This is a genomic window from Haloferax mucosum ATCC BAA-1512 (genome assembly GCF_000337815.1).
GTDB classification, from domain to species: domain Archaea; phylum Halobacteriota; class Halobacteria; order Halobacteriales; family Haloferacaceae; genus Haloferax; species Haloferax mucosum.
In genome coordinates, this window is sequence record NZ_AOLN01000013.1 from 85,482 (window position 1) to 105,495 (window position 20,014).

At 61.1% G+C, this 20,014-nt stretch carries 21 protein-coding genes; 14 read left to right on the top strand and 7 right to left on the bottom strand.

Annotated elements, in window-relative coordinates:
• The first annotated feature begins 1 nt into the window (after position 1).
• Complete coding sequence (locus C440_RS10365; protein ID WP_008320412.1) at positions 2–262, top strand: ubiquitin-like small modifier protein 1; 261 nt, start codon at positions 2–4, stop codon at positions 260–262.
• Positions 263–322: 60 nt separating this feature from the next.
• On the opposite strand, the gene C440_RS10370 is transcribed toward C440_RS10365, so the two are convergent.
• Positions 323–1,888 (bottom strand): succinic semialdehyde dehydrogenase, encoded by a 1,566-nt coding sequence (locus tag C440_RS10370; RefSeq protein WP_049915689.1) that lies wholly within the window; start codon positions 1,886–1,888, stop codon positions 323–325.
• A gap of 101 nt (positions 1,889–1,989) precedes the next feature.
• Positions 1,990–2,832: a menaquinol-cytochrome c reductase gene (locus C440_RS10375; protein WP_008320416.1), complete on the bottom strand. Its 843-nt coding sequence runs from the start codon at positions 2,830–2,832 to the stop codon at positions 1,990–1,992.
• A 246-nt stretch (positions 2,833–3,078) separates the two neighbouring features.
• On the opposite strand from C440_RS10375, the gene ppc reads away from it, so the two are divergent.
• Positions 3,079–5,772 carry a phosphoenolpyruvate carboxylase gene (gene ppc, locus C440_RS10380; RefSeq protein WP_008320417.1) on the top strand — a complete coding sequence of 898 codons (2,694 nt, stop codon included), beginning with the start codon at positions 3,079–3,081 and terminating at the stop codon, positions 5,770–5,772.
• 44 nt (positions 5,773–5,816) lie between these two features.
• On the opposite strand, the gene C440_RS17795 is transcribed toward ppc, so the two are convergent.
• From C440_RS17795 to C440_RS10390, 3 genes are all read right to left on the bottom strand, one after another.
• The gene (locus tag C440_RS17795) at positions 5,817–5,984 is read right to left on the bottom strand and encodes a hypothetical protein (protein WP_169317792.1); all 168 of its coding nucleotides are present in this window, start codon (positions 5,982–5,984) and stop codon (positions 5,817–5,819) included.
• A 219-nt stretch (positions 5,985–6,203) separates the two neighbouring features.
• Positions 6,204–7,004 (bottom strand): aldo/keto reductase, encoded by an 801-nt coding sequence (locus C440_RS10385; protein WP_008320418.1) that lies wholly within the window; start codon positions 7,002–7,004, stop codon positions 6,204–6,206.
• A gap of 185 nt (positions 7,005–7,189) precedes the next feature.
• Entirely contained in the window at positions 7,190–7,591 is a 402-nt protein-coding gene (locus C440_RS10390; RefSeq protein ID WP_008320419.1) for a hypothetical protein, read from the bottom strand.
• 117 nt (positions 7,592–7,708) lie between these two features.
• Between C440_RS10390 and C440_RS10395 the strand changes: the two genes are divergently transcribed.
• The 12 genes from C440_RS10395 to C440_RS17130 all read left to right on the top strand — a co-directional run bounded on the left by C440_RS10395 (position 7,709) and on the right by C440_RS17130 (position 18,381).
• Complete coding sequence (locus tag C440_RS10395; RefSeq protein ID WP_008320420.1) at positions 7,709–8,266, top strand: maltose acetyltransferase domain-containing protein; 558 nt, start codon at positions 7,709–7,711, stop codon at positions 8,264–8,266.
• A 271-nt stretch (positions 8,267–8,537) separates the two neighbouring features.
• Positions 8,538–10,187, top strand: coding sequence for a glutamine hydrolyzing CTP synthase (pyrG, locus tag C440_RS10400; protein WP_008320422.1), 1,650 nt, complete (start codon positions 8,538–8,540; stop codon positions 10,185–10,187).
• The gene (gene guaA / locus C440_RS10405; RefSeq protein WP_008320423.1) at positions 10,187–11,104 is read left to right on the top strand and encodes a glutamine-hydrolyzing GMP synthase; all 918 of its coding nucleotides are present in this window, start codon (positions 10,187–10,189) and stop codon (positions 11,102–11,104) included. The genes pyrG and guaA overlap by 1 nt, the downstream gene beginning before the upstream one ends.
• Entirely contained in the window at positions 11,101–11,421 is a 321-nt protein-coding gene (locus C440_RS10410) for a DUF7126 family protein (protein ID WP_008320424.1), read from the top strand. Before guaA ends, C440_RS10410 begins: the two co-directional genes overlap by 4 nt.
• Before the next feature lie 364 nt (positions 11,422–11,785).
• Positions 11,786–12,748 (top strand): beta-ribofuranosylaminobenzene 5'-phosphate synthase family protein, encoded by a 963-nt coding sequence (locus tag C440_RS10415; RefSeq protein WP_008320425.1) that lies wholly within the window; start codon positions 11,786–11,788, stop codon positions 12,746–12,748.
• 60 nt (positions 12,749–12,808) lie between these two features.
• Positions 12,809–13,645 carry an RAD55 family ATPase gene (locus tag C440_RS10420; RefSeq protein ID WP_008320426.1) on the top strand — a complete coding sequence of 279 codons (837 nt, stop codon included), beginning with the start codon at positions 12,809–12,811 and terminating at the stop codon, positions 13,643–13,645.
• A 204-nt stretch (positions 13,646–13,849) separates the two neighbouring features.
• Positions 13,850–14,746: a hypothetical protein gene (locus C440_RS10425; RefSeq protein ID WP_008320427.1), complete on the top strand. Its 897-nt coding sequence runs from the start codon at positions 13,850–13,852 to the stop codon at positions 14,744–14,746.
• 14 nt (positions 14,747–14,760) lie between these two features.
• The gene (locus tag C440_RS10430) at positions 14,761–15,321 is read left to right on the top strand and encodes a hypothetical protein (protein WP_008320428.1); all 561 of its coding nucleotides are present in this window, start codon (positions 14,761–14,763) and stop codon (positions 15,319–15,321) included.
• Between the two features lie 87 nt (positions 15,322–15,408).
• Positions 15,409–15,738 carry a transcription factor S gene (locus C440_RS10435; protein ID WP_008320429.1) on the top strand — a complete coding sequence of 110 codons (330 nt, stop codon included), beginning with the start codon at positions 15,409–15,411 and terminating at the stop codon, positions 15,736–15,738.
• A gap of 281 nt (positions 15,739–16,019) precedes the next feature.
• Positions 16,020–16,904: a DNA adenine methylase gene (locus C440_RS10440; RefSeq protein ID WP_008320430.1), complete on the top strand. Its 885-nt coding sequence runs from the start codon at positions 16,020–16,022 to the stop codon at positions 16,902–16,904.
• Between the two features lie 74 nt (positions 16,905–16,978).
• Complete coding sequence (locus tag C440_RS10445; protein ID WP_049915691.1) at positions 16,979–18,073, top strand: restriction endonuclease, SacI family; 1,095 nt, start codon at positions 16,979–16,981, stop codon at positions 18,071–18,073.
• An 86-nt stretch (positions 18,074–18,159) separates the two neighbouring features.
• Positions 18,160–18,381 (top strand): PadR family transcriptional regulator, encoded by a 222-nt coding sequence (locus tag C440_RS17130; RefSeq protein ID WP_008320433.1) that lies wholly within the window; start codon positions 18,160–18,162, stop codon positions 18,379–18,381.
• A gap of 107 nt (positions 18,382–18,488) precedes the next feature.
• On the opposite strand, the gene C440_RS10450 is transcribed toward C440_RS17130, so the two are convergent.
• Both C440_RS10450 and C440_RS10455 read right to left on the bottom strand, forming a co-directional pair.
• A complete protein-coding gene (locus C440_RS10450; protein ID WP_008320434.1) occupies positions 18,489–19,346 on the bottom strand; it encodes an SDR family oxidoreductase in 858 nt (285 codons plus the stop codon).
• Positions 19,343–20,005 carry an NAD(P)-dependent oxidoreductase gene (locus C440_RS10455; protein ID WP_008320436.1) on the bottom strand — a complete coding sequence of 221 codons (663 nt, stop codon included), beginning with the start codon at positions 20,003–20,005 and terminating at the stop codon, positions 19,343–19,345. Before C440_RS10455 ends, C440_RS10450 begins: the two co-directional genes overlap by 4 nt.
• Positions 20,006–20,014 lie beyond the last annotated feature (9 nt).

A 20,014-nucleotide genomic window follows, 5' to 3' on the forward strand; every position in this document is an offset into this window, starting at 1 on the left:
TATGGAGTGGAAACTGTTCGCCGACCTCGCCGAGGCCGCTGGCACCCGGACAGTCAGCGTGACCGTCGAAGATGACGCGACCGTCGGCGACGCCCTCGACGCGCTTCTCGGGGCACACCCGGCTCTCGAATCGCGCGTGTTCACTGACGGGGAACTCTCCGACCACATCAACGTGCTCCGAAACGGCGAGACGGCGACGCTCGAAGACGACGCGGAAGACGGTGACGAACTCGCGTTGTTCCCACCAGTCAGCGGGGGATAATCGCGGTCGGGCCACGAGTCCCACGCTCACGGCGGGAAGAAAGCGACTCCCCGGCGACGTTTACGGGACCAGTTCGGTGAGCCGCTTCCAGAGTCGAAGCCCGAGCGTCACGCCGTCGGCCCAGAGTGCTCGCCCGCGCTCCGGCGGCGAAAGCAGGTCGAATCGTTGTGTTGCGACCGTCTGCGACTCTGTGTACTTCATGAGCCCCTGACGACCGTGACGTCGCCCGATTCCGGAATTTTTCATGCCACCCATCGGCGCGTCGATAGACCCCCATGCCGCCGCGTACGCTTCGTTCACGTTGACCGTTCCGGTCGCCAGTCGAGCGGCGACCTGCTCGCCGCGTTCGGTGTTCTCCGTCCAGACGCTCGCGTTGAGTCCGTACTCGGAGTCGTTGGCTCGCTCGATGGCCTCGGAGACGCTTTCGACCTCGTACACCGAAACGACCGGGCCGAACGTCTCCTCGTCGGCGAGCGTCATGTTGGACGTGACGTCGGTCAACACCGTCGGTTCGTAGAAATACGGGCCGAGATCTGGGCGAGCGCGGCCACCAGTCAGGACCGTCGCACCCTTTTCGACGGCGTCTTCGACGTGGGCTTCGACTTTCGCCAGTAACTCGCCGTCCAAGAGCGACCCGACGTCGTGGTCGTAGTCGTAGCCCGCATCGAGCGTGAGCGCCTTCGTCTCACGGACGAGCGCCTCGCGGAACTCGTCGGCGACCGACTCGTGGACGTAGATTCGCTCGATGGAGATGCACAGTTGCCCCGTATTCGCAAAGCACCCGCGGACCGCTCCGCGGGCCGCCGCCGCGACGTCCGCGTCGTCGAGCACTAACAGGGGGTTTTTGCCGCCGAGTTCGAGCGAACAGTCGGTGAGATGTCTGCCCGCGGTTTCGGCGACGAGACGGCCGACTTCGGTGCTTCCGGTGAAACTCACGTAATCGACGCCTTCGATGAGCGGGTCGCCGAGCGTCGGTCCCTCGCCGGTGACGACCTGTAAGACGGACTCTGGAAGGCCGCACTCACGGAGGAGGTCGAGTGCCCACAGTGCTGTAAAGGGTGTCCCTTCGTCGGGTTTTATCACGACCGGGTTGCCCGCCAGTAGGGCGGGAATCGACTCCGAGACCGACAGCGAAAGCGGGTAGTTCCACGGCGAGATGATGCCGACGACACCGACGGGGTGGGACCGCTCGACGGTTTTCGTCACGAACGGCACCGCTCCCGACCGGCGCGTCGGCGAGAGCGCGCGCCCCGCGAGGTTCGCGTAGTATCTGGCTGTCGTCGCGGCGTCGAGCACTTCTTCGAGCGCGTCGGGTCGTGATTTCCCGGTCTCAGTCTGAATCACGTCGAGGATGGACTCACGCCGGTCGAGAATCGCATCGTGAAACCGGCGAAAGACGGCGGCGCGGTCCGAGACGGGCCACGAGGCCCATTCGTCGCTTGCCGCTCGGGCCTCGTCGAGCGTCGAGCGAACGTCTTCGGGCGTACACAGCGGGACGGTTCCAACGACGCTGTCGTCGTAGGGGGCGCGAATCTGACGGTGCGGTCTGGACCCGGCCGACGAGACGTGGTCCGTGAGTGATTCCAGTTGCGCGAACGTCACTGGAGGGGCAGGGGCGTCGGTCATACACCCACCTCACACGCGGGGCTACTAACTGCCGTGGAATAGCGAAGAGAGTGAACGCGAGTAACTCGGTGTCGCGTGGAAAAAGGTCCGCAGTGAGACGATTACTCGGGGCGCGGAAGTGCCGTAAAGAGCGTCTGCACGATAGAGAACGGGTCGTAGACGGACTGGTGGCACTGACAGTAAACGCCGTCTTCGGCGTTGAACTTGGCGGCGTCAGACGACTGCTTGTAGCCGGGGACACAACAGAAGTGCGTACACTTGTTGAGCCATGCGAGGACGCCTTGGTCGGTCGCGGCCGCGAGGAAGTCGTTGTCCTGTGCGGCTTTCTCGATGCGCTTCGACCGGAGCACCTGAATCGGAATCACGTTTTCGACGTCCTGCGAGCGCCACGTACCGGTTGCAGGCTTACCGAGACCCGCTTGCCCGATGTCGTTGCCCCATTCGGCGTAGTCGTCGAAGTCGGCGATGTTCAGTTTGTCTCCAGAGCTGTAGGTTTCCTGTTGCCAATCGTACTTCCCGGCGTCGGAACGGAAGTAGTTGTCAGAGTCGAAGTCCGGCTGTAGACCCTCGTAGGACTGGACACCGCAGTACTGGAACCAGTCTTGGGAGTAGGTGATTCCAGTTCCTTTGAAGTCATCGACCTGTGCGAGTTGGACCTCGACACCGCCCTGCGAGAGGGTCTGGGTTTCGGGCCAGATGCCTTTGATGAACCCGTCACCGTCGATTTCTATCGGGATGATGGGCATGCCACGCGGGGCGGGACCTGCGGTGTTTTCGATTGCGTACGCCTGCGTCGAACCGCCACCCTTCCCGGAGGAGAAAGTCGCGGTGTTGACTGCGGCCGCACCTGTCGTTCCCACGCCCGCAAGCGTCGCGCCCCCGACGACGCCTTTGACGAACCGACGGCGACCCGAGTCGGCGGGGTACTTGTCGCTATCGCTCATACCCTGAACTTCGACCCAGCCAGTAAAAGCGTGACGAATCCCCCACAGTAGTCCACTTCACGAAACGCCAGCCCTCGATACTGTGGGGGGTCGAACGACGCGGTTCTCGGTCTGCGTCGAGAAATCGACCAGTCGGGTGTACAAAGACGAAGTAGATGTCAATAACGTTCGTTCAGAACTGAATTATGGGCAATTTTTCGGCGCTACTCGTGCACTTTTACAACATGGTACTCGTAATCGAGTATGATGCAACTGCACACCAGAGACGTCAGACAGGACGTCCGCGAGCTCGGGACGTTGCTCGGGGACGTCCTGGAGGCACAGACCTCCACGGCGTCGTTCGAGACGGTCGAAGAGCTTCGACAGGCCGCTATCGCCTACCGGAAGGGCGAATCGGGGTCCCGCGAGGCGCTCTACGAGGTCCTCGGTGACCTCGAACCGGAACGCGAGAGCGTCGTCGCGCGGGCGTTCACCACGTACTTCGAACTCATCAACCTCGCCGAAGAGCGCGAGCGGGTTCGCGTCATCCGCGAGGCGTCACAGGAGGGGACACTCGAAGACGGCATCCTCGACACGCTCGACGCGCTCCGAGACGAGGACGTTGACGAGGCCTTGCTCGGACAGGTGCTCGAAGACGTGCTCATCGAGCCGACGTTTACCGCACACCCGACCGAGGCGCGCCGCAAGACGGTGAAAGCGAAGCTTCGCTCCATCGCAAATCGGCTCGAAACGCTCGACGAGCGCCGCCTCACGGACCTCGAACACGACCAAGAGTGGCGACACATCGTCGCCGAGGTGACGAGCCTCTGGCAGACTTCGCAGGTCAGAAACCGTCGTCCGGAACCGACCGACGAAGCCCGAAACGTCCAGTGGTACCTCGAAAACATCCTCTTCGACGTGGTCGGAGAAGTGTACGAGGAACTCGAAGAAGAACTGCATAAGGAGTACCCCGACCTCGACGTGCCGAAACTGTTCGAATTCCGGTCGTGGGCCGGTTCGGACCGCGACGGCAACCCCTTCGTTACGCCCGAAGTCACAGAAGACACGCTTGCCCGCCAGCGCAGTGTCGCCCTCGAACAGTACAGTAGCGCCCTCAAACGTCTCTCCGGTGTGCTGAGTCAGGACGCGACACGAACCGACCCCGGTCACGAACTCGAACGGTCGCTGAAGGCCGACCGCGAACTCCTCCCCGTCGTAGCCGAGGAGGCGGACGAGCGGTACCCCGACGAGCCGTACCGCCAGAAGTTGAAACTGATGCGCGAGCGTCTGCGCCGCATCGAGGACGTTCGTCCCAACGGCTACGCCGAAGCGGACGAACTCATGGCGGACTTGGAGGTCATCGACACCAGCCTCCGCGGCATCGGCGCACAACAGGTCGCGGACGTCTACGTCGAACCCCTGATGCGACAGGTCGATACTTTCGGGTTCACGCTCGCCAGCCTCGACCTGCGCGACCACCAGGAGAACCACACCGAGGCCGTCCACGAGGCCCTCGCACACGAGGGACTCGACTACTACGGGAGTTCCGAGGACGAGCGCGTCGAACTCCTTACCGACGCAATTCTGCAAGAAGAGCCGGTCGTTGACCTCGAAGACCCCGGTGGCGTGTCCGAGACGGCCGAGCGCGTCCTCAGACGCTTCCGCAAACTCGGTGAATGGCAACGCGAGTACGGCGTCAGCGCCATCGACACCTACTGTATCTCGATGACCGAAGAGCCGTCGCACGTTCTCGAAGTACTCTTTCTCGCAGACCAAGCGGGCGTCGTCTCGCTTCCGGATCACTGCGGTCTCGACGTGGTGCCGCTTCTCGAAACCGAGTCGGCGCTGAACGGCGCGCGCCGAATCATGGGCACGCTGTTCGAAAACGAGGCGTACGGGAATGCTCTTACCGCCCGGAACAACGTCCAGGAGATTATGCTGGGCTACTCCGATTCGAACAAGGAAAACGGCTTCCTCGCGGCCAACTGGGACCTCTACAAGAACCAGCGCCGCCTCGCCGACATCTGCGACGACTTCGACGTGACGATGCGGTTGTTCCACGGTCGCGGCGGGTCGATTTCCCGCGGTGGCGGCCCGATGAACGAGGCGATGCTGGCGCTCCCGAACGAGACCATCACCGGTCAAATCAAGTTCACGGAACAGGGCGAAGCAATCGCCGAGAAGTACGCCAACCCGCGCGTCGCGGAGCGGAACCTCGAACAGATGCTCAACGCCCAGATTCGCGCCCGGTTGCAGGCGATTCGACAGCCCGAAGAGGAGGTTCCCGACCGCTGGGTTGACGCCATGGACACGATGGCGGCGGCCGCCCGCTCGGAGTACCGCAACCTCCTCGAATCCGACGGCTTCGTCTCCTACTTCGAGCAGGCGACGCCAATCACGGTCATCGAGGAACTCAACCTCGGCTCTCGTCCGGCCTCGCGGTCGGACGAGCGCAGTGTCGAAGACCTGCGAGCAATCCCGTGGGTGTTCTCGTGGACGCAGTCGCGGTGTATCCTCCCCGGCTGGTACTCGCTGGCCGCCGGCGTCAACGCCTTCCTCGAAGACGGCGGCGACATGGACGACCTCCGAGAGATGTACGACGAGTGGGCGTTCTTCCGGAGCACTTTCGACAACGCCGCGATGGCGCTGGCGCGTACGGACCTCGAAATCGCGTCCGAGTACGCGGGTCTCGCGGACGAAGACCTCCGCGAGGAGTTCTTCACGCGGCTCACCGACGAGTACGAAGACGCCGCGAACCTCATGCTCGACATCAGCGAGCGCAGTAGCCTGCTCAAGCGCGACTGGCTCGAAGAGAGTCTACGTCGCCGGAACCCCTACGTTGACCCGCTGAACCTGCTTCAGACGCACCTACTCTCGCAGACCCACCGAACCGATGAAGAAGAACGAACCCTGCGGCTCACCGTCAAAGGAATCGCCGCCGGGATGAAAAATACGGGATAACGCGACGCTCTCGGCCACCCGCCGAGACCGGCGCACACCGTCTGTCAGGCCCGCCGGAGGTCGTACGCGTTCGAACAGACCGGACAGGTCTCCCGCGCCACGCGATATTCGCTTTTGAGTCGATGGCGAACACCGTCGAACTCGGCGTTCCCTTCGTACCCCGATTCCACCCGCTGTCCACAGTGTGGGCACACTACCACCACCGTTACCATACGCAGAACTACGGGTGTATCGCGCATATATGTTCACTCGGGGTGCGGTCGGACGCCTCGGGGTGGCCGGACGCAACGCCGTAGTTCGGAGCGTCGAAAATAGCGTCGAATCGGTATCGAAGGCCGGAGGGTCAAAAATCGGCCCACCCACGGGTCGAAAGACGACGTGTTACATCGGTCTTCGTTCAGCGTGGTCTCTCGTCTCGTCGTCCGTCCCGCTCAGCCGTGGTTCCACGGGGCCTCGTCGAAATCGACGATACGATGGGATTCGTCGATGGCGTCGATAGCCGCCACGTCGTCGTCGGTTAGTTCGAGGTCTTGGGCGGCGAAGTTGTCGCGGATGTGTTCGGGCGAGGCGGCCTTGGGAATCGGCGTTGCGCCCTTCGCCATCAGCCACGCGAGCGCGACCTGTGCGGGCGACACGTCGTGTTCGGACGCGATGTCGGCGATGGTGTCGTTGTCGGCGACCTCGTTGCGCGCGATTGGCGAGTACGCGACGAGGTGGTGGTCGTGTTCGTCGGCGACCGCGAGGAGGTCGTCTTGCTGGAGGAACGGGTGCATCTCGACTTGGTGGGCGAACACCGGCGCGGCGAGACCGTCGATAGCCGCTTCGAGTTGGTCGGGCCGGAAGTTGCTCAGGCCGATGTTGGCGACGAGTCCGTCCTCGTATACTTCGTCGAGCGCGCGAAGCGTCTCGTCTTCGTCGTAGGTTTCGAGCGGCCAGTGAACGTACAAGAGGTCGATGATCTCGACGCCGAGTTTGTCGGCCGACTCGTGGGCCGTCTCCAGCACGTCGTCGTAACCGAGGTTGTCGGTGTCGAGTTTCGTCGCCACGAAGATGTCGTCTCTGTCAACGTCGGATTCGGCGAGCGCGTCGCCGATGAACTCCTCGTTGTCGTACATCTGGGCCGTGTCGATGTGGCGGTACCCGACATCGAGCGTCGTCGTGACGGCCTCGACGCACTCGTCTCTGTCTTCGAGTTTGTACGTCCCGAAGCCGAGTTGCGGGAACTCCTGCATAGACGAGTAAATTCGTGGGACTGGTTCAAAGCCTGCGATTGCGGAACCCGGTGTGGGGTTCGTCTCCGTGCTCTCGTCGAAGGCTTGTCAGAGACTACGCGGGTCCAATTCAGTTGGGGAGCGAATACTGTTCGAATGACCCGTCTCTGTCTGATGCATCGTCGTGGGCAGAACGACAGTCTCGACTACGTACTCGGTTCGACGGTGAGGTAGCCGTCTTCGACATCTTTCAGGAGCGCCCCGTAAAATAAAAACGCGAGGGTAGTACCGTAGACGGTGATACAGAAGACGAACGATGGAAGCTGAGAGAGCGGAGCCGTCCGGAGGAAAAATATCCCGAGGAACGTCCCGAAAACCGTGAGTAAGGCACTCGCCGCACCGGCCCAGTAGTTGGGTTGGTCCCGCCGCATCAACAGCGGAGCGTCGAACCGCCGTTCGAACCGACGGACGACGATGGGCAGAACGAATACTCCCGGAAACGTGGCGAGTCCGTACCAGTAGCCACTTCCGAAGACCTCCGGCGTGAGCACCGTCACACAGAAGAGAAGCACGAACATGCCGACGGCGTTTCGTCGCTTCTGAAACATATTCGTTGGTCAATCACGTAAATATATTAATCATTGTGCTGGTGGCACACGGGGTCACGCCGAACAGCCACCTTCACGCGAAAACATACATGGTACAGCCACGTGAACTTCTCACCGATGCCCTCCGAGAAAGAAAAGATGCTCGCGGGCGAGTTGTACGACGCGAACGACCCGAAACTCGTCGCCGAGCGGAAGCGTGCGCGCGGACTCACGCGCCGGTTCAACGAGACGGACGAAACCGAGACCGAGCGGCGCGAAGAACTCGTCCGCGACCTCTTTGGTGAAGTCGGTGATTCGTTCGAAATCGAACCGCCGTTTCGGTGTGATTACGGCTCCAACATCCGCGCTGGCGAGGAGTTCTTCGCCAACTTCGATTGCGTCTTCCTCGACGTGTGTCCCATCACCATCGGCGACAACGCTCAACTCGGTCCCGGCGTCCACATCTACACCGCGACGCATCCACTTGACGCCGCAGAGCGCATCAAAGGCCCCGAGTCGGGCGAACCGGTGGCGATTGGCGACAACGCGTGGCTCGGCGGTCGTGCAGTCATCAATCCCGGCGTCACGCTCGGCGACGACGTGGTGGTTGCCTCCGGGGCCGTCGTGACGGAGGACGTGCCTGACTCGGTGGTCGTCGGTGGGAATCCGGCGCGCGTCATTAAGCGATTAGATTGAACCCGGAGCGTAGACTGTCGATTGTAATCAGAGTGCAAACTGAAATCGGAGCGACGTGAGTCGATATCGGTTGAGTGGGGCGTGACTGGTGGCGGCGCGACCGCGGAGTTGAATCGGAGTGAACCGAACGAGTAGTGAACGAGTAGCTCGTCTCGGTGGTGAGCGCACCAGCGTCGCGTCCGTCGATTCTCGGGAATTCAGGCGTGTGCGGTCATCTGGCACACAGTGTTCCCTCCGAAATGGTTTTGAAGTACGCTCGCACACGGTCAGTATGCCGACGGACGAATACGACCCAGAGATGGGGCGCAAGTTCATTTTCGTAACCGGGGGTGTCATGTCCGGCCTCGGGAAGGGTATCACGGCCGCGAGCACCGGCCGGCTCCTGAAGAACGCCGGGTTCGACGTCACCGCGGTCAAAATCGACCCGTATCTGAACGTCGATGCCGGGACGATGAACCCCTACGAGCACGGTGAAGTGTACGTGCTGAAAGACGGCGCGGAAGTCGATTTGGACCTCGGGAACTACGAGCGGTTCCTGGGTATCGACATGACCGCCGACCACAACATCACGACGGGGAAGACCTACCAGCACGTCATCCAGAAGGAACGCGACGGCGACTACCTCGGGAAGACGGTCCAAATCATCCCGCACGTCACAGAAGACATCAAGCGTCGCATCCGCGAGGCGGCCGAGGGAACCGACGTGTGTATCGTCGAAGTCGGCGGCACGGTCGGGGACATCGAGTCCATGCCGTTCCTCGAAGCCCTCCGTCAGTTCGCCTCCGAAGAAGACGACGAGGACGTGCTCTTTACCCACGTCACGCTCGTCCCGTACTCGAAAAACGGCGAACAGAAGACGAAGCCCACACAGCACTCCGTCAAGGAGCTTCGAAGCATCGGTCTCCAGCCGGATATTCTCGTCGGCCGCGCCGACAACAAACTCGACCCGGAGACCAAGACCAAGATTGCGCAGTTCTGTGACGTGCCGGACGCCGCCGTGTTCTCGAACCCCGACGTGCCGGACATCTACCACGTCCCGCTGATGGTCGAAGAAGAGGGACTGGACGAGTACGTGATGGAACGGCTCGAAATCGACGACGAGTCGCTTCCGAAGGCCGACCGCGACAACCGCTGGCGCGAACTCGTCACCGCCGAGCGGACCGGCTCGGTCGATATCGCGCTCGTGGGCAAGTACGCCCTCGAAGACGCGTACATGTCCATCCACGAGGCGCTCAAGCATGCGGGCATCGAGTGCGGCGTCGATGTGAACACCCTCTGGGTCGATGCCGACGAGATGTGCGACAAACACGAGGCGCGCTTGAAGAACGCCGACGGTATCGTCGTTCCCGGCGGCTTCGGCTCCCGCGGCACCGACGGGAAAATCGAGGCAATTCGTTACGCCCGCGAGAACGACGTTCCGTTCCTCGGACTCTGTCTCGGCTTCCAGATGGCCGTCGTCGAGCAGGCCCGAAACGTCCTCGGCTACGAAGACGCTCACTCGACCGAGCTCGACGCGGACACGTCGTACCGCGCTATCGACCTGCTCCCAGAGCAGTACGACGTCGAAGCGATGGGCGGGACGATGCGTCTCGGCGCGCACGAGACCGACATCACGGCCGGGACGCTCGCCGAGACCGTCTACGGCGACACGTCCTGTACGGAGCGCCACCGTCACCGCTACGAGGTGAACCCTGAACTCATCGACGAACTCGAATCTGAGGGGCTTTGTTTCTCCGGCCGCGCCGACAACCGCATGGAAATTCTCGAACTAACAGACCACCCGTTCTTCCTCGGAACGCAGTTCCACCCCGAGTTCCGCTCTCGACCCGACCGCGCGAGTCCGCCGTTCCTCGGCTTCCTCCGCGGCGTCCTCGGTGAACTCGACGCACGCGAACTGGACAACGAAGAGGTAACCGCATAATGGTAGACGTAGACGAATTCATCGAAGACGCGAAAGCATCGATTCGTGACCAAATCGGCGACGAGCACGCCATCATCGCCCTCTCGGGCGGTGTTGACTCTTCTGTCGCCGCGACACTCGCCTACGAGGCCGTCGGTGAGCAACTCACCCCGGTCTATGTCGATACCGGCTTGATGCGCAAAGGCGAGACCGAACAGATTGCGGACACCTTCTCTTTCATGGAGAGTCTCCGCGTCGTCGATGCCGAAGCGCGCTTTTTCGACGCCCTCGAAGGCGTTATCGACCCCGAAGAAAAGCGCAAGGTCATCGGCGAGCAGTTCATTCGAGAGTTCGAACGCGAGGCGAAAGACACCGACGCGAAGTACCTCGTACAGGGGACCATCTACCCCGACCGCATCGAGTCCGAAGGGAACATCAAATCCCACCACAACGTCGGCGGCCTGCCGGACGTCGTTGACTTCGACGGCATCGTCGAACCCGTCCGCGACCTCTACAAAGACGAGGTCCGCGAAGTCGCCCGCGCGCTCGGTCTCGAATCCATCATCGCAGAGCGCATGCCGTTCCCCGGCCCGGGACTCGCAGTCCGCGTGCTCGGCGAAGTGACGCCCGAGAAGGTCGAAGTAGCCCGCGAAGCGTGCCATATCGTCGAAGACGAGACCGAAAAGCACGACCCGTGGCAGGCGTTCGCCGCCGTCATCGGCAAGGGGACCGGCGTCAAAGGTGACAACCGCGTCCACGGCTGGATTGTCTCTGTCCGCTCCGTGGAGTCGCGCGACGGCATGACCGCACGCGCACAGGAACTCCCGTGGGACACCCTCCAGCGCATCCAATCTCGCATCACCGGAACGAACGACAACGTCGCCCGCGTCGTCTACGACGTGACCCACAAACCGCCGGCGACCATCGAGTACGAATGACGACAGCAATCGTCGCGGGGACCGACCCCGACGGACTCGGTGAAGCCCTCGAATCCGAAGGCGTGACCGTCGCTCGTATCGTCGGCGTCGCCTCCGCCGACTCGCTCGACGAGGCCGGCATCGACGGTGCCGACCTGTTCGTCCTCACCGATATGGACGACGCGACGGCCATCTCGGTGGCGAAGGAACTGAACCCAGACGTGCGCATCGTGACCTACGCGCACGACTCGCTCCCCGAATTCGCAAAGGGTCAGGCCGACCTCGCGGTTGACCCCGACCTGCTCGCGGCCGACGTGGTCGCCGAAGAACTCGTCTGAGACGCTCGGGGCCGAATCGAACTCACGGTTTCTCACCAGTAAGCCGTATCCGTCCGGCGGTTACCTCGTCGTAACCGCCCCGGGTTATCCACACGTTACTGGATTTTGATATACACCGGACACCACTGACTGAGTGTGGCCAACGACGTGGCCACGCAGTCGGTGCGGGGGATTCCGTCTGCTCGACTCAGAGGCATCCGCTACCGAAAGGGGGGACACTGCGCACGACGTCCTCGCACCGACCTGTTCGCCACTCCCCGCTCACTTTTCCGGCAACCCATATCGCACGACAGCGTCGGGGAATGGCGGCCTTCGTTGCCATGGTCGCAACTGCCTTTATCAGCGCCGACTGAGGTCCGGTAGCATGGTACGGGTCTCGACCGGCGCTCGCATTCACTTTGGGTTTCTCAACCTGAGCCTCGCTCGGAGTCGCCTCTACGGCGGCTTGGGCGTCGGTCTCGACGAGCCCCGAGTAGTCGTTACCGCCGAGTCCGACAGCGAAGTCCGGTGCCGACACCCCGACGCCCGCGAGTACGCCGAGCGAGCGGTCGAACTACTCGGCGTCCCTGGGGCCGACGTTGTGGTCGAACGCACCCTCCCACGACACGCCGGACTCGGAAGCGGAACGCAACTCGCACTCGCAGTGTTGCGCGCGGTCGCCACCGCGAACGGACGCGAGGCCGACGTTCGAAAACTCGCGCCGGAGATGGGTCGCGGCGGCCGCTCGGGCATCGGTGTCGCCACGTTCGAAGACGGCGGAGCCGTCGTCGATGCGGGCCATCCGACCGCCCGGTTCACCATCGACCGTCCCGAAGACGGGTCGTGGACCGTTCCGGCGGTCGCCGCACGACACTCCGTCCCGGACCACTGGCGGTTTCTCTTGGTCGTCCCCGACGCGGACCCCGGTCGAAACGGCGCGGCGGAAGAATCAAGTATGCGCGCTGTCGTCGAACGCGCCGACCCACAGACGAGCGACCGCATCGCGGGCATCGTCACTCGCCGACTGCTTCCGGCGCTCGCAGAAGGCTCGGCGGAGCGCTTCGGCGAGGCGGTCGAGTCCGTCGGTCGCCTCAACGGGACGTGGTACGCGGACGCACAAGGCGGCGTCTACCGGCCGCCGGTCGGCGCGCTCGTGTCGGTCCTCGCGGAATCGCCGGCCGTCTACGGTGCCGGGCAGTCGTCGTGGGGGCCGACCGTGTACGGCGTGACCGACGCCGACCACGTCGATGCGGCGGTCGAAGCGGGTCGCACAGCGCTCTCCGAGGCCGACATCGGCGGGAGCGTCACGGTCGCTCGCGGTCGGAACCACGGTTCGCAATTGGATTGAGGCGGCTCGGCCCGACGACCCCCCGAAACGCCTAACCGCCACGGTCGAGTCGAATCTGACATGGACTACATCCCCTTCGGGGTTCCCCGCCTCGACGGCATCATCGGCGGCGGTGCACCGCCGGGAAACGTCGTTCTCCTCGCGGGAGAGTCCGGGGCGGGCGCTCGGGAGTTCCTCTACACGAGTGCGACGATGAACGCCCTCTCGCACGCCGACGAAGAGCTATTTAACCTCCACTACGGGTCGCTCGACGACGACGCCACCCCGCCGCCGGAGATACACTACATCTCCTTTACCGGCGGCGAGGAGTACCTTCGCCGGGAGATGGGGTACACGATGGACAACGAGGTCATCGATGCCGCTGGCACCCACATCGAGTTTCACGACCTCTCACCCGAATACTTCCAACTCAGCCCGATTCCGCGCGAGTGGTACCTCGGCCAGCCGACGCAACTAGAAGACCTCGGACACCGCCACAACCGCGAGTCCGTCTTGGGCGCGTTGGGGAGTACGCTGAGCGAGCACGCACCGGGGAACCTCGTCGTCATCGACTCGCTGACCGACCTCGTGGCGAGTCAGTCCGACGAGATGACGTGGGCCGACATCGCGATGGTCATCAAGGGACTCGAAAAGGCGTCGTACCAGTGGGGGGGCTTGATTCTCCTGCTCGTGAGCACCGAAGCGCTCACCGAGACCGAACTCGGCGTTCTCAAGGGTGCAACCGGCGGTACGCTCCTCTTCCAGTGGGAGTCCGGCGGGTCGAAGCGGGCGCGAACGATGGTCGTCCAAGAGTTCCGCGGCGTTCTCTCGCGGCTCGAAAGCGAGAATATCGTCCAGTTCGAGACGGATATCAACGAGAGCGGACTCGACGTGAGCGACGTTCGGAAGATTCGGTAGCCGACGCTCGTCTTCGCGTTCAGTTTCGTGGGTCCCTGCTGACTTTACCTATGCGTTCAATTTCACTGGTATCTGCAGTCTTTACTTGTGCCTTCAGCTTCGCCGGCACCCGCATTTTCGTGTCAACCGGAGGGATTCAACCATCGTCCAGAGCGTCTACGGCGGCGATAGTTCTTAAGGCACAGTAGACGAACGACAAATGAGATGGAAGGGGATGACGCAGGGACGCTCCCGGAGGGTCTCCGCGAGTGGATCGACAACCACGCCGAAGAGGAGGGTGTCGATTCCGAGACGGTACTCGCACGGGCGGTCGGGACCTACAGGCTCGCGGTGACCGACGCGGGCGAATCACTCGACGACGCGGCGTCGGTTCCGAATCGTATCGACACCGTCGAAGGTCGCGTTGACGACCTCGAAGACGACCTCGACGAGAAGATTTCCGACGTCCGAACGCGGGTCATACAGGTCAAACGCGAGACCGACGAGAAGGCGTTCAAGGACCACGCGCACCCGGATTTAGCGGCGCAAATCGACCGGGGAATCGAAGAGCTAGAGACGGTTCGAGAGTACGTCAGGGAGTTGGACGACCGGATGGGCGCGGGCTTCGAAAACTTCGAAGAGATACTCTCGTACCTCGACGAGACGACGCACTCGCTCGACAAGAACCTCCGGACGGTCGCACAGGTGCTCTTAGACCTCCGGTCCAGAGCGACCGACATCGAGTCCGCGGAACTCGAACGCAAGACGCTTTCTGACCTGCTCCGGGTTGCAAACGGCGCGAACGAACGAAAAGCGAAGTGCGAAGAGTGCGGCGAGACGGTTCATCTCGACCTGCTCGCGGAACCCCGGTGTCCCGCGTGTCGGACGGCGTTCCGCGAACTTTCGCCGTCTCCCGGCTTCTTCGGGTCGGCGACGCTTCACACCGGCCGACCGCCCGCGCTCGAAGCCGCCGAAACGACCGATGGCGACGACGGAGACGTGGCCGACCGCTTAGACGAGGCGGTGACGGGCGCGACGAATAGCGACGAAGACCGACCAACTCCGAGACGCGAATCGCCCCAACAAGAGGCCACCGCCAGCGGTGACCGCGGCGACGACTGACGACTCTACCGACGATGACCGACGATACAGGCAAAAACGATACACCAGACGACCCCGACGCGATGGACGGACGACAGCCCGAACGCGAACCTGCGTCCTACGACGCGAGCGACTGGGCCGCGTCCGACAGCGCCGACGAAGCCGACGCCACCGACTCCGACCGCGACGGACCCGAACGGGACGGCGAGGAGTCGAAGTCCGCCCCCCTTTCGGACCTCGCCGGACGCGTCGCAGAACGGCGCTCCCAATCGAACGTCACCAGCGAGGCGGACGAAGACGACCTCTTCGAGTCTATCGAAGTCGGCGAACTCGACGACAAAGACGTGTGGACGGCGCTCATCGAGGACGGAGACGAGACCGAGACTGTCGGTCTCGGTGCCGAAGCGGAACCCGTCGAGGACGTCTCGGGTGCTCCGGACCACGTCGTCCCCAAAACCGAGTTCTGCCAGCGCTGTGAGTTCTTCGGTGAACCGCCGGTGCTCGCGTGCACCCACGAAGGAACGACCATCGTCGAAGTGACAGACAAAGATCACTTCAGAGTGCGGAACTGCCCGGTTGTCGAAGACATGGACTAACGGCGAGAATCGCGGACCGCGAACGCGACCGCCCGCCGGCGGGACAGAGTGACAGTTTCATGGTGCCACGTACCGCTAGCCACGAGTATGCAGTTCTGCGACGAGTGCGGTTCGATGATGGTGTCACAGGACGGGGTGATGACCTGCACGAACGACGAGTGCGGCACGACTGCCGCGCGCGACGAGGAGCGCGCGAAAGAATTCGTCTCGACGGAAGCCCAGTCCGATGACGAACTCATCGAGACCGAAGAAGGAGCAGAGTTCGAGGGCAAACCCACCGCGAAAGACGTTCACTGCGACGAATGCGGCCATACGGAAGCGTGGTACACCATCAAGCAGACGGCGTCGGCCGACGAGCCACCGACGCGGTTCTTTAAATGTAAGGAATGTGGGTATCGGTGGCGCGAATACAACTGATACAGCCCCTGAAAAGGCTGTTATCGCCGGAATCTGGTTGTCGGAATCCGTGGATTTGCTGGCAGGATTGCATCGGTGAACTATACAACTCCTAAAACGTAGATATGGGCCTTAATTATCTCGAATACTGCAATGATACCGAAGTTGTTCCTCTCGAATCAGGCGAGATTGAGGTTCGACAACCGGAAACCGGGTTGAGTAGACTCAACCCCTTGTCGTAGTCCCCGTTTTCAGGGGGAAGTGAATCCTTATAAGCGATAGCGAACCACTTTACACCACGTATGGGTAAGGCGCTTCCATTTCGATGGTACGGTGGCAAATACAGCCATCTTGATTTCATTCTCGCACAGCTCCCGAAGACTCACCGATACATAGAGCCATTTGGGGGAAGTGCCGCAGTTCTAATCAACCGAGAACCAAGCCCCGTTGAGACGTACAACGATTTGGATGGGGACGTGGTGACGTTCTTCAAGGTTCTCCGCGAGAATAGGGATGAACTTCTCGAAAAGATAGCACTAACACCGTTTAGCCGTGAAGAACTCGCTCACGCTGTTGAGCAGAAGAACAACGATGAACTGAGCGATATGGAGCAGGCCCGATTGTTCTTCGTCAGGGCTGGTCAGACGCGCTCTGGGTTGGCCCAAGAAGCCACACCCGGACGGTGGGCGTACTGCAAATCAACTTCGCGTCGAGATATGTCCGGTGCAGTTTCACGGTGGCACGGGAGACTCGAACAACTATACGACGTTGCAGACCGACTCCGTCGAGTTCAAATCGAGAACAAACCTGCCACCGAGGTTATCGAGCGTCACGATGATGAAGACGCCTTGTTCTACTGCGACCCACCATATCCGCACGGAACAAGAGGGGACACTAACTCATATGGTCACGAGATGAGCGACGAGGAACATCGTGAATTAGCCGAGGTTCTTCGGAGTGCAGAGGGGAAAGTTGCTGTCTCTGGCTACAAGTGTGACCTGTATGAAGAAATCTTCGAGGATTATGGTTGGAACCGTGTTGACGCCGAGGAAAAGACGATGCACACAACGAAAGACAAGCGGCAGGAGAGTCTTTGGTTGAATTACGAGCCTCCGAACCGTGACGTGAATCCCGGCATCGACAAAGACGCGAATCAACAGACTCTCTTCGAGGCCTCAGACGGTTGACGTATCGGTTTTAGCCTTCATATCGCATTTTTGCGATATATGACATTTATGAGCCATATTAGAAGTACGTCTCGGTGTCTAATTTGGCAGAAGAGAATGTCAGTTCTGAGGAAGCTTCGAAGGTTCTGAATCGGGAATGGAAACACGTTCAATCGGATGGCCAAACCGAATATATAGATGATAATCTTGTTCGGACAAAAACCAAGGAAGTTCTCACCGACTCGAACAAGACGTATCGCTACATCTTGGTGAATGCCGCGCTCTCGAAGGCGGTGAATCCTAACATCCACTATCGGGCTTTGCAGGCAGGCTCTTCACTCGGTGGGGCATACGATGCACGTTCTGTCGCACACGGTGCTCTGGTTCCTTGGGAAAAGGGGCACGGTGAACGTCTTGGGGGAAGCCCTGAACCCTTCGTGAACAATCCTGCTCGTCATCCCGAGGTTGATACCAGCAATCGCGCCCGCTCAAGTCAGAAGCAGGAACGGCTCTACAATTTGTTACAACGAATGCAAGAGCAAGTCGAAAAGAGGGAACTTGACCCAACCGACATTCTTCGGCAGACCCTGCAAGCAGTCTCGGAATTGGAATCGAAGACGGTTGAGTTTGAGTCGCCTTCTGCCGCGCCATACGACGTCATCGCTCTCAACATCAGGGAGTATCTGAGGGACTCGGGGAACGGTGAGCGTTTACCTGCCGTCGTTGCAGGCATTATGCAGACCTACTACGAACACGCTGGCGAAGGTGATTGGCGAGTAGACTGCGAACACGCTAATGTCTCTGACGAGTTCTCGAAGGCGGCAGGTGACGTTGAAATCTTCTGCGATGGCGAGCTGCACAAGGCGATGGAAATTAAGGACAAACCAGCTACACAGAGTTCAGTTCAACACTCTATCGAGAAAGGTCGTAGAAACAAACTCGGAGAATATCTGTATGTCCTTGGTTCGGGATTCAAACCGGGAGAGGAAGGTGATGCACGTCAAGAAGCGGAAGATGCACCTATCGAACTCATATTCATCACTCCCGATGAACTCATTAGCACCCTGAAACTCGTTGACGACGTTGAGCGAGTCTTCTTCCTCGAAGCCGTAGGCGAGTTCCTGAACGATATGCGGGCTAATCAGTCGAATAAGAACGCGTTCACAGAGATGGTTGAATCTATCAAGTGAGCATATGTCGGCTTTAGCCGATATAATGCAAATATGGGATACGCCTGAACCGTGTAGATAGCGTGTCTCTCATTGGTGAAACTAAGATGCAGGTTCTCCGTCTTCTTGACGAGTCTGCATCTCACGGATACAAGATGCACAAAGAGATTGGTGTTACTACCTCAACCATTTATCAGCATCTTGACGAACTTGAAGAAGCGGGTATGGTTCAATCCAATCCAGTCGAAGGCGATACTCGCAATCGGACGGAATATCACATCACCGAGAAAGGTCGTGAATTGCTTGAGATACTTTCGGAAGAGGAATAAGGTAGATTCTGGAACATCCGCAACCCGTGCCCAAGGAATCAAGAACGGTCTGTCACCAGAAGACCAACACCAGTATTCTGATGAACGTATGAGAACACAAGGATATTTCAATCGCGTCTAAACACGTCTACGTTGTCTTCGACGAACTCTCGCATCGTTCTCGGGGGACGGCCGAGTACGCGTTCGGCGTCGGTGGTGACTCGCTTCGCCAGCCCAAGCCGTGCCGTGGTATAGATACCGAGCATCACGACGACGAGTGGCATCGGAACTCGTCGTCGCATCCGGATGGCGAATTCGATAGCCCCCGGTCGAACGTATTCGATGTCGCGGTCGAGCGCCGCCGAAAAGATGTTCGCCACCTCGTGATACGAGAGCGCTTCCGGGCCGGTGACGTCGTACGCGCGGTTTTCGTGCCCCGACTCGACGAGCGCCGCCACGCCGACGGCGGCGATGTCTCTGGCATCGACGAAGCTCGTCTGTCCGTCGCCCGCAGGGACGAATAGTTCGTCGCGCTCGACGATGTCCGCGCGGTGGACGCCGGCGAGGTTCTGCATGAAAAACGATGCCCGCAGGAACGTGTACGCCACGTCCGCGGTCCGAAGGTGGTCTTCGACGCGGTGGTGTGGGAGAAGTGGGTTTTTCTCCGCTCCGAGGACCGACAGGTAGACCACGTGGGCGACGCCGACCCGCGCCGCGGCGTCGATAGCTGGAGCGAGATGGCGACCGACTCGGCTCATCGACGGCGGCCGAACGAGAAAGAGGGCGTCAACGTCCTCGAACGCTCGCCCCCACGTCTCAGGTTTGTAGAAATCGAAGTGAACGCATTCGATGTCGTGTTCGAACCGGTCGCGGGCGCGACTGACATCTCGGACGCCCGCCCGAACGTGTACGGCTTCCTCGTGGAGCTGACTGACGACGTGATTCCCAACAGTCCCCGTAGCGCCGGTGACGAGCACGCGTCTCATCTGTCTGTGACTTTCGGCATCGCTTCGACGTACAGGTCGTCTTCGAGACACTCGATGATGAACTGAGCAACAGTGCCGCGACTGGCCGAGTCGCGGACTCCAAGTTTGAGTTCCGTCCCGTGGCTGAACTGGCGTGGGTCGTCGCCGTCTGTCAGTCTGGGGGCGCGGACGACAGTCCACCGAGTATCACTCGCTCGAACGTCATCGACGTGCCGCTTCGCGTCGTCGAGGACTGACCCGGCAAGAACCTTCAACAGCGACCCCATCACCTTCCCGCCGAGACTCACCGACTCACCGTCTTCGCGGACGCCAGCACCGACGAGCGTCACGATTCGGGTGACGCCAGCGTCGTCCATCGAATCGAGGATATGCCGCCCGGCGACGGTCAACAAATCGTCAGGCCCGTCTGATGTCTGCCCGAGAACGCTGACGACGGCACCGACCGCGTCACCGGTGTCGCCGCCGGAGACGGCAACTGCTACGCCGTCGCCGGAGTACGCATCTCCCTCGACGACGGTTACCGCGTCGTGCGTGCGGAGCGTCGCCGGGATGTCGTCGGCGTTGCGAGCGAATGCGACGACTTCGTGTCCGCGTTCGAGCGCCTGTTCGATCAGCGGACGGCCGGTTCGACCGGTTGCACCGAAAACGGCGAGTTTCATGCTCTCAGT